This window comes from Flavobacterium sp., from assembly GCF_036515215.1.
Classification (GTDB): domain Bacteria; phylum Bacteroidota; class Bacteroidia; order Flavobacteriales; family Flavobacteriaceae; genus Flavobacterium.
Window position 1 is genome coordinate 1 of record NZ_DATBVQ010000050.1, and the last position, 12,181, is coordinate 12,181.

Sequence of the window (12,181 nt, forward strand, 5' to 3'; positions counted from 1 at the left end):
CCAACAGTTTTAGAATCTGAAAAACCGGGTGCTGCTGAGAACAAAATATTTTTGAATCTTTTACTGAATCAATTCGATAAAGTAAAAATGGATTTGGATCCCTACAATTGGGAAATCATTTTGACTTGGGACGAAAAAGTAAACAAGTACAAGAACCCAGTTTATACGTTTAAAGTTCGTGATAGGGAAATAAAAATGGCTACGCATACAGAGTCACTTTCGCATTCTCAAATCCCGAAAATTGCATTGCCAAAGTACAAAGCTTGGGGTGATATTTTACGCTGGTGTTTACAGGAAAATGTTCCAGGAGAATTTCCGTTTACCGCTGGTTTATATCCTTTCAAACGTGAAGGAGAAGATCCTTCTCGTATGTTTGCAGGTGAAGGCGGACCGGAAAGAACCAACAAACGTTTTCATTATGTAAGTGCGGGATTGCCTGCAAAACGATTGTCAACGGCTTTTGACAGTGTAACTTTATACGGAAACGATCCTCATGTACGTCCTGATATTTATGGGAAAATCGGTAATGCCGGTGTTTCTATTTGTTGCTTGGATGATGCCAAGAAATTATATTCCGGTTTCGATTTGGTTCATGCGATGACTTCGGTGAGTATGACTATCAATGGTCCAGCACCCATGCTATTAGGCTTTTTCATGAATGCGGCGATTGACCAACAATGTGAGTTTTACATTAAAGAAAATGGTCTTGAAAAAGAAGTTGAAGCAAAAATCAACAAAATATATGCAGCTAAAGGAGTCGAAAGACCGCATTATCAGGGTGATTTACCTGAAGGAAATAACGGTTTAGGTTTGATGCTTTTGGGTGTTACCGGAGATCAGGTTTTATCTTTAGAGGTGTATAATGATATCAAAACAAGAACTTTATCTCAGGTTCGTGGAACGGTTCAAGCGGATATTTTGAAAGAAGACCAAGCACAAAACACCTGTATTTTCTCTACTGAATTTGCGTTGCGATTGATGGGTGACGTTCAGGAATATTTCATTACCAAAAATGTTAGAAACTTCTATTCTGTTTCTATTTCGGGGTATCACATTGCCGAAGCAGGAGCGAATCCTATTACGCAATTGGCTTTCACGCTTTCTAATGGTTTCACTTATGTGGAATATTACTTAAGTCGAGGCATGAATATCAATGATTTTGGACCCAACTTATCGTTCTTCTTTTCTAATGGAGTAGATCCGGAATATGCTGTTATTGGTCGTGTAGCGCGTAAAATTTGGGCGAAAGCCATGAAAAATAAATATGGAGCTAACGAACGTGCTCAAATGTTGAAATACCACATTCAGACTTCGGGACGTTCTTTGCACGCGCAGGAAATTGATTTTAATGATATTCGTACTACTTTGCAAGCGTTGTATGCGATATATGATAACTGTAATTCATTGCACACCAATGCCTATGATGAGGCAATCACTACGCCTACGGAAGAATCCGTACGTCGTGCGATGGCGATTCAATTGATTATTAATAAAGAATTAGGTTTGGCTAAAAACGAAAATCCAATTCAAGGAGCTTTCATTATAGAAGAACTGACCGATTTAGTGGAAGCTGCAGTTTTACAGGAATTTGACAGAATTACGGAACGTGGCGGCGTTCTTGGTGCGATGGAAACCATGTACCAACGTTCTAAAATTCAGGAAGAAAGTTTGTATTATGAAACCTTGAAACATACTGGCGAATTTCCAATTATTGGAGTGAATACGTTCTTGAGTTCTAAAGGTTCTCCAACAGTGATCCCAGCCGAAGTAATTCGTGCGACGGAAGAAGAAAAGCAATACCAAATTGATATGTTGAGCCATTTACATCAAGCCAATCAGGATTTGGTAAATGAGCATTTAAATACGCTTCAGGAAGCAGCCATTAAAAACGAAAACTTATTCGAACATTTAATGGAAGCGACAAAGGTTTGTTCTTTGGGACAAATTACTTCGGCTTTGTTTGAAGTAGGTGGACAGTATAGAAGAAATATGTAAAAAGATTACCGCCTTTTTTGCCCTGTAAAAGAGTATACTATTCTCGACAAAAAACCTTTCAGAAATGGAAGGTTTTTGTCTTTATAGGCAATGAAACTATTAAGTGAAGTAAGAAAATGATTCTTAATATTATTATGTAATTTTTTAACACGTAAGAAGCTGTTAATCAGTTATTTACAATATAAATTAATTTTAATTTGCATCTTTATTTTCTTACTTAACAATGTTAATTATCGACTAAATAAGCATTTTGTCGGTTTTGCTGTAGCTTTTTTTTTATCTTTTTATTTTAATGATTAGTTTTATGTAAGAAAAAAAATTAGTTGTTTTTTACTCGACTTTTATTGTATTAGGAGATAGATTTTGTTCCCCACATTTTATATTCCTAATTTGAACGTTAACTTCAATATCTTTTTAATTGAAGATGACTTAGTAGCGGTTAGATACATTCCCCAATGTGTAAACGCCCATTAATAACCTATTTACCTATTTTTAATTTGATCGTTTTGAAATTAATCTAATCCATTTTTACAAATCGATTTTGGTAGATGATAAAGTTATTTTTATTTTCCTAGTAAAAATATTCTTTTGATGATGGTTAGCTTCATAATTCTATATGAAGATGCGTACTTATCCCCAATCTGTAAATTTCCTATTAAATACAATATATGGTGTTAAAATACTATTATTATGAAAAAGAATACAATTTTTAAGTTTTTCGATTTCTTATACAACAAAATAATATGTTGTTTTTTAACGAAAAATACTATTTCTAAATTAAATTTTATAAAATTTAATAAGAGAGTTTCAATTGATTGTTTGTCAGAATTGCAATCTTATAGTTGGCGTCAGAGCTATTTATTACCTTTTACATTAGTGGTAATTCTGATGACTGGTCAAGCAGTTAATGCACAGTCAATTAAAGGAATAGTTCCTGTTCAATGTCCTGCCGGAGGTTCCGGTGTTGATGGAGATGCTTTTGCTGATACTCCCATACTGGGTGTGGGTGATTTGTTTGATAATAATCCAGGAGGCTCCGGTGGTGGCGTGATAAATCTATCACCTCCTCCGGAATTTCTTTGCTCTGGCCCTACTTTTAGGCTAGCAGATGCTTGGGGTGGAGATGTTCTTGATCCAACTATATTTACCCTTTCTAATAAAATAAATGATAATCCAAACACTTATACTTGGGGAGCAGGATCTTCCCCTAACAAAAATGAAATTCAAAATTGTGGGGTTCATTTTTCTTATGGTGATTCAAATGTTACAGGTACGGTAGATGGAACATCTTATGCTGTGGATGGAACCAACACAGATTTATGGTGTCTTTTTGCCGGTGACCGCCAGGTAACCAATGGTAGCAGTTATATTGATTTTGAGTTTTTACAAAAAACCTTAACAATGACAGGTACCACGAGTGGCGGATTTGCTACCACTGGACTAGATGGAGGACGTACTGTCGGAGATATTTTGGTTACCATTGAATTTACACAGGGCGGTGGAGATGCTACCGTTGTAATTCGTAGATGGGAAGCAAAAGTTGGAGGTGGGTTTGAATATGTAATTAAATCAAATTCACTTTTCTTGGGTTCTATTTATTGTACTAATAATACGTCGCCTACCTTCGTACCCTTTGATGTATATGGAAGTGGTCCTACTGGAGGTACTTATGCCATAAATCAATGGGCAGAGGGCGCTATCAACCTTACAAAAGTATTTGGGTTAGATATTAATCCAAATCCCTGTTTTGTAATTAGTACGGTGTTTATTAGAACGAGATCTTCAGGTAATTCAGCTCAATCTGAATTAAAAGATTTTCCTGGAGCTCCTATTCAGTTGAATTTGTGTTTAGATAAAACACCTCCTGTGATTGCTGAATTGCCGGGCCCAACAACGGTTGAGTGTCCTGCAGTTTTGTCTTTTGCAACACCAACTGCAACAGACAATTGTACAATGAAATCACTGACTTTTGCCGATGTAAGAACCGATGGCAACTGTGCCGGAAATTACAGCGTAACCCGAACCTGGACCGCTACGGACGATTGTGGCAATTCATCACAAGCTTCGCAAACGATCAACGTTCAGGATATCACCGATCCAGTAATCGCAGCCTTGCCAGGAGCATCAACCATTGATTGTCCGGCCTTGCCATCTTTCGCGCAAGCCACCGCAACCGATGCCTGTGACGCTTCAGTGACGCTGACTTTTGCCGATGTAAGAACCGATGGCAACTGTGCCGGAAATTACAGCGTAACCCGAACCTGGACCGCTACGGACGATTGTGGCAATTCATCACAAGCTTCACAAACGATCAACGTTCAGGATGTAACACCACCGACTCTGACCTGTCCAATTGGTGAAACCATTGCATGCGGTTCAACGCCTATATTCGGAACTCCGACAGTTATAGATAGTTGTGATTCAAACCCAACTATTAATGATTTAGGTGTCACTACAACAAATAATCCGGATGGTTCAGTTACATACGTTAAAATGTGGAGTGCTACTGATGCTTGTGGCAATATATCAGCGACTTGCAGCCAAACTATTATAGTGACTGCATGTGAAGGATGTACGTTAGGATATTGGAAAAACCATACCGATAGATGGTGTTCAACTTATACTCCTTCAATGATATTTGGAGATGTATTTGTAAATGCGCCATCGAACCTTGCTAATTACACTTTATTAGAAGCTCTAAATTTAGGAGGAGGAGGTATTTATAATTTGGCCCGTCAAGGAGTAGCCGCTTTATTAAATGCTTGTAGTGATGAAGTTGATTATCCTGCGCCATATTCTAATAATACTCAAATGGTGATAGATGCCGTTAATGCGGCTTATTTAGCCAGAGGAGCAGCGCCAGGGAATTTAGCAAGTCAATTGGATATTCTTAATAATTCAGGTTGTCCTTTAGGAGGAAGTCCAGCTACAACAGTAGTAAATGCTGTGAGTAGCCAAGATGACTTCACCGCTTATCCGGTTCCTTTTAAAGACGTACTTACCATTAAATGTAATTTTGATTATGACACTGATGTGAAAATTGAAGTGTTCAATTCACAAGGAGTTTTAGTACTTTCAAAAGCGGAATCAAATGTTAACTTTAACCAGGAAATTATGCTACACCTTCATACATATAAAGGCCAAGAGCAGGTTTACTTAGTGAAAGTAACTACTAATCGAGGAAGCAGCGTGAAAAAAGTGATGTCTTCTAAATAACTTGTAACAATCAGCTAGTCCTATAAAATATAGAGAAGGGTTAGCATATATTATTAAACCTCGAAAGTAAACTTTCGAGGTTTTTTTTGACTAAAATTGGGTTCTTATAACGATTTTGTAGAAGTATAAAAATGGATGTTTTTCTATTTAAAAATGAGTTGGGAGAATTAAGGAATATGAAATTGTAGAAGAGATTTTTTCCCATGTAAGTGAAAAAGATATTTTCTAAATCTTAATTCCTATTTTAAAAGTAGATTCATTTAATGTAATTTTTTAGATAAACAATCAATCGTAGTGCAACATTAATTAGGGCCACTTTTCCACTTTATCAGTACCCATTTAAATTTCAAATAAGTTAAAAAGTAAACTATTTATAATGAATAAAATTCACCCAAATTGTCTGTTTTTATGCATTAATACCAATTAAAATAACAAGTATTTAAAGTAAGAAAAATTGTGTTTAATTAGCAATTAATTTTAACACGTAATACATTAATAATCAATTAGTTACAAATATATTATTTTAAATTTACATACTAATTTTCTTAATTTACGGTGCTCTTTGTCGATTAAAATGGAATTTAATCGAGTATGATCTTGTTTTTATTTCCTTTTTTATTTTAATGGTTTAATTTTAATATAAGTAACTAATTAAGTTGTTTCCAGTGAAGCAATTTTTAAAAAAAAGTATTAGGATATAATGGCTCTCCCCATTTATGATATCCTGTTTATGAAGGTTAACTTCATTTCTTTAATGAAGAGGACTTATTTTTCTGAGAGTTACATTTCCTTATTATGTAAGCTTCTAGTTTCATTCTAATTATTATTTATTATTAAATGTTAATTACTTAAAATTAATATTAAAAAATTTTCAGCAAATTGATTTTCGTTTAGTAAAAGAGATGTTGTTTTTATTGTGCTAATAAAAACATTCATTAATGACGGTGACTTCATTATTTATATGAAGATGGATTGTGTTTCCTTAATTTTTTCTTTCCCAAATCTGTAAACTGTCTTTTAAATATAATGTATGGTGCTAAAATACTCTTATTATGAAAAAGAATACAATTTTCGATTTTTTCGATGGTTTGTGCAGCAAAATAAGTTGTTGCCTTTTATCAAAAAAAACTGTTTCTGAATCAGATCTATTACTGTCTGAAGAGAGAAGCACTATTGATCTTATAGGGAGTGTGATGACCTTTTTTTGGCGTCAATCACTTGCTTTGCCTCTTGTTATGGGGGTAATTATGATGACTGGATATACAGTGAATGCTCAGAATATTACAGGAAGGGCACCAGTATTAGCCCCTAAGGGTGGGTTTGCTGTTGATGGGAATGCTTTTGTTAGATTTACTGGAGATAATCCAGATTGGGGGGACTTTTTATTTGAGAATCAATCAGCTCCTATCACGGCTAATCCAGGAGGAATTTTTGTTCCTGTACCACCCCCATACGATTATCGGGACGGAATATTACCAAAAGAATTTTATGTTTATCCTGGTTTCACGACCTTTTTCAGAGATAACATCACTAATGAGGACCCAACTATTTTCACTGGTAGTAATAAGATCAATGACAATCCAACCACGTATGAGTGGGGTGTAGGTTCTTCACCTGACAAAAATGAAATTCAAAATGCAATTGCTCATTTTTCTTATGCGGATGGAACCTTACAGTATGGAAAAGATGGCGATTTATGGATGATTTTTGCTGCAGACCGTCAAGTAACAAACGGGAGCAGTTATATCGATTTTGAAATTCTGCAAGCACCCTTAACTAAGCACCCGTTGGGAACCGATTCAAAAGGCTTTCCTTATGGGAACTTTTCATCTGAGGGTCCTGACAACGGGCGTACCATTGGAGATATTTTAGTGACTATCGAGTTCACCCAAGGAGGAGGATCAGCAAATGTTGTTGTTAGAAAATGGAATGGAACTTCTTATGGTATATTTACTCCTCTTGAGGGGACTATTTTTGGCACAAATAATACTGCAGTAACACCAGTGCCTTATCCAATATACAATCAAGATCCTGTCACTTCCGGTCCTAATGCAGGAATGTGGGAATATGCACCAAATCAGTGGGCGGAAGGAGCTGCAAACTTAACTGAATTATTTGGGATTGGTAATGATCCTTGTTTTGTTATTAGCACCTTGTTTGTTAGAACAAGAACCTCTGGTTCTTCCGGACAATCGGAATTGAAGGATTTTCCAGGAGAACCTCTTCAATTGAATCTATGTACAGATAAAACGCCTCCGGCACTTACTTGTCCTGCCGATATCAGTTTTGATTGTAAACAAGGCGATTCAGGAACAGCTACAGCGACTGACAATTGTGATCCAAATCCGAAAGTTGAGTATACTGATTCAGGCTCATTGGACACTTGCGGATTGGGTGTAATCACTAGAACTTGGAAAGCTACGGATGAATGCGGTAACATTTCGAGCTGTGTTCAGACTATCACCGTTAAGGATGATGTCAAACCGGTCATCACTTGTCCTGCAAACGCTACTTTTGATTGTACGCAAGGCGACTCAGGAATAGCAACAGCTACAGATAATTGTGATGAAAGTCCAGATATAAGTTATAGCGATTCAGGCTCATTAGATGCTTGCGGATTGGGTGTAATCACCCGTACCTGGAAAGCGACCGATTGTGCCGGTAATTTCTCTACCTGCGTTCAGACTATCACCGTCAAAGATGATGTCAAACCAGTTCTTACTTGTCCTGCCAATGCTACGTTTGATTGTACACAAGGTAATTCAGGAACAGCTACGGCTACGGATAATTGTGATGAAAGTCCAGATATAAGTTATAGTGATGCTGGTACATTGGATGCTTGCGGATTGGGTGTCATCACCCGTACCTGGAAAGCGACCGACTGTGCCGGTAATTTCTCTACCTGTGTTCAGACCATCACCGTTAAAGATGATGTCAAACCGGTTATCACTTGCCCTGCCGACGCCACTTTTGATTGTGAAGCGGGTAATTCAGGAGTAGCGACAGCTACTGATAATTGTGATGCAAATCCAGTTGTGACCTTCAGTGATTCAGGAACGTTGGGCAACTGTGGATCTGGTATTATTACCCGTACCTGGAAAGCGACTGATTGTGCCGGTAATTTCTCTACCTGTGTTCAAAAATTGACAATTAAGGATGATACCAAACCGGTAATCACTTGTCCTAGAGATATCAGTTTTGATTGTACACAAGGTGATTCAGGAACGGCTACAGCAACTGACAATTGTGATCCAAATCCAAAAGTTGAGTTCACCGATGCAGGCACATTGGATGCTTGCGGATTGGGTGTAATAACCCGCACTTGGAAAGCTACCGATGCATGTGGTAATTTCTCTACCTGTGTCCAAAAAATCACCGTTAAGGATGATACCAAACCAGTAATAACTTGTCCTGCAGATATTAGTTTTGATTGTAAAGCAGGCGATTCTGGTGAAGCTATGGCTACGGATAATTGTACTGAAAAACCAGCTATAAGCTATAGCGATGAGGGAACTTTGGATGCTTGCGGATTGGGAATTATTACCCGTACTTGGAAAGCGACTGACTGTGCCGGTAATTTCTCAACCTGTGTTCAAAAAATCACGGTTAAAGATGATACTGCGCCAATAATCACTTGTCCAGCCGACGTATCATACGAATGTGATGCAGTGGGAGGTTTTGGAGAAGCAACAGCAACTGACAATTGTGATGCAAATCCTAAAGTAACGTACACTGATGTTAAAACAAATGATTGCGGTGATACGTATCACATTGATCGTACTTGGAAAGCGACTGATTGTGCCGGTAATACTTCTACTTGCGTGCAAAAAATCAAAGTGGTAGATACTACCAAACCGACTCTTGTATGTAAAGCAGACAAAACAATCGAATGTAACGCAGAGGTTATCTTTGATGAACCAACTGCAACTGACAATTGTGATGCGAATCCAATAATTGAGATTGTTTCTACATCTCCTGATGGACTTACTCGCACTTGGAAAGCGACAGACGCTTGTGGTAACGATTCGGCTACTTGTAGTCAAACCATAACCGTTAAAAGTTGTCCAAAAGCTTTATGTACTTATACTCAAGGGTATTATGGAAACCCTGGCGGTATGTCTTGTGCTCCTGATGATGGTGTTTTCTCTGATAAATACACAACAGAAGCCCTTATAGCTAAAGCGTTAGCTTATTATGGTGGCACGATGACAGTTGGTTTACCGGGAAATTCTGTTTTACTTTCAAATAACTCCACAGATATAGCTGCTATTATAGACGTTTTACCTGGAGGAGGAAGCAGTTATGTATTGTTAGCCGGTGACCCTCATATAAGTGCATTGACAGGTATCTATTCTAGTTATTTGTCCAAAAATGGAAGACTCAATAATACCTTATTGGCTCAAACCATCACTTTAGGTCTTAACATAGGCATAAATAGCGCACTGGGTGATTTCGTATTGCAAGGAGGAGTGTTAGTTACCGCAGATCCTGAAGGAGGCTGTGGTTCAGATATTCCTAAAGAACGTACATGTAATTATGATCAATATGGTAACTTAATTAACGTGACAAATGATTACCATTATAACTCAATTGATGCAAGTGTTGTAACGGCCTTAAATGGCAATCCAACAGTACAAGGATTATTTGAATTAGCAAATAAAGCATTAGGAGGAGTAAATACAGGAGTATCTCTCTCTGCCATTGCAAGTGTAGTAGATAAAATCAATAATGCATTTGATGGCTGTACAATATTTATGGGATATGATGTTCCGCAGTGCGATAAAACATCACTTGCGGGTACCTCAAGCACCGACTCAAAAATGGAACCTGTAGGTTTTGATGCGTACCCTGTTCCCTTCAAAGATGTACTTACTATTAAATACAACTTTGATTATGTATCCGATGTAAAAATTGAAGTATTCAATTCAACTGGGAAGTCAGTACTTTCAAAAGCAGACACTAACAGCTACTTAAACAAAGAAGTTGCCTTAAACCTTAAAATGAATAGAGGTCAAGAGCAAGTTTATGTTGTGAAAGTAACTACAAATAGAGGAAGCAGCGTGAAAAAAGTAATGTCTTCAAAATAGTTTGTAACAATTGTCTAATTCTAAAAAATGAAGTAAATTAGGCGACAAAATTAAACCTCGAAAGTGAAAATTTTCGAGGTTTTTTTACGCTTTTTTTTGATGATGTTTTTTCAATGCTGAATCGTATAATTTTTTTAATAATAATATTTTGTTTAATTTAATTAAAACACTGTAAATCAATTGCTTAAAACATAAAAATCTATTTATTTTTGAAGTTTTTCGCATAGTAATTTTCTTAGTGACTATGTAATTTGACGGATATATTTGTTTTTAATCCGATTTAAATTTTTTAAAAATTGTTGTTTTTTAACCATTGATTAACTTTGTTTCACTAAAATAAACGAATAGATTTCGAAGCTGCTTTTGTAAAACAGCTTCACGGTAAATAAAGGAATTTAGCTATTGTTCCCCACAATAAAATATCCTTTTGATGACGGAGTTCTTCATACTTTTGAAGATGTTTTTAACACAGTTAAGCTATATGAATCAGATCTAAAAGCTTTCTGTATTTTTTTCTAACTTATTTATTAATTTCTAATTAAGGTTTTTTAAAGCCCCAATTTGGTTAATAAAAGTTTGTTTATTCCCCCAAAATAAAATACGCTTTTTGATGATGGAGTTCTTCATATATTTTTATGAAGGTGTATTGTTTTTTTCTAAAATTTTTCAGTCCTCAGTCTGCTAGTTTGCTATTGTTTAACAAGTATGGTTTTAAAACTTTATAATCATGAAAAATATTACACTTCTGAAGCTTTTCGAAGTTTTATCGAGCAAAATTAATTGTTGGATACCACCGAAAAACGCGATTTCTACATTACGTTTTTTTAAATCTAATGAGAGAAATCCAATTGATTATATATCAAAATTTAGCGACTTACTGCTAACAAAAACTTTTTTCATCCTAAAAAATCAATTTAGAGTTCGATCTGCAGCGGTGTTCATGATTTTTGCTTTTGCACTGTTTATGCCTTCTCAAATGCAGGCCCAACATCCATATGGATTTATGGATGGTAATGTTTATAGTAATGGTACAATAGATTGGCAAAATGTTTATAACAAGAGTGGGCTTCCAGCCGGCAGTATTTCAACGGGAATAATTTTTGATGGCAAAGCACCCGATTCTATTTATACCGGCGGGGGTACTAAAGATCATTTGCCCATAAATGGGGCTAATGCTTCTAAAAGTTGGCAATGGAAAACAGCAGACGCTAGTTCCAGTGACAAAACCAATCTTCAAGAAGCTGGTGCAATTCTTATAGCAGGTAAAATTTATTTTTTTGGAAATAAATTTGCAGCAGAAGGTACAACAACCATTGGATTTTGGTTTTTCAAAGATTTCATAGGACCAATAGCAGGAGGTAGATTTGAAGGAGAACACTCTATAGGCGATATACTGGTCGTAGCAGACATAGAACAAGGTGGTGCAGTAGGTGTTATCGATGCATACAGATGGGTTGGTGACGGAAACGGAACTCTTCCAAGCAGTAGCAAATCTATGATAAAAATTGGTACAGACGGAACAACCCTTGCAGCTATTGTGAATACAAATCAAGAACCGACTCCTTGGTCTCACCAATCTAAAGGTGTTGGAGCTGATTTGATGCCTCCGGTAACCTTTTTTGAAGGTTTTATAGATGTAGCCGCACTGGATGGTAGTTCTTGTTTTTCTTCCTTTTTAGTTGAAACAAGATCGTCAAATCCCGGAACCTCAATTTTGGAAGATTTTACCTCTGGGGCTTTTAATGTTCAACCCACATTAAATGAGATTGCTGATATTACAAAATGTCAAGGGGATGCTTTAGGGATACTTACAGCGGTAGCTAATGGCGGAATACCACCATTAACTTATACATGGACGGTTCCTGCAGGAGCTAATAATCCAG

At 36.5% G+C, this 12,181-nt stretch carries 4 protein-coding genes; all 4 read left to right on the forward strand.

Annotation, left to right across the window (positions count from 1 at the left end; all coding sequences use genetic code 11):
- Positions 1–1,995: methylmalonyl-CoA mutase family protein (locus VIH09_RS03710; protein ID WP_331578015.1), on the forward strand; the 1,995-nt coding region annotated here is incomplete at its 5' end.
- A gap of 888 nt (positions 1,996–2,883) precedes the next feature.
- On the forward strand, positions 2,884–5,211 hold the full coding sequence (locus VIH09_RS03715; protein ID WP_331578017.1) for a T9SS type A sorting domain-containing protein: 2,328 nt from the start codon (positions 2,884–2,886) through the stop codon (positions 5,209–5,211).
- Positions 5,212–6,263: 1,052 nt separating this feature from the next.
- Positions 6,264–10,298, forward strand: coding sequence for a T9SS type A sorting domain-containing protein (locus VIH09_RS03720; protein WP_331578019.1), 4,035 nt, complete (start codon positions 6,264–6,266; stop codon positions 10,296–10,298).
- A 727-nt stretch (positions 10,299–11,025) separates the two neighbouring features.
- Positions 11,026–12,181: hypothetical protein (locus VIH09_RS03725; protein WP_331578021.1), on the forward strand; the 1,156-nt coding region annotated here is incomplete at its 3' end.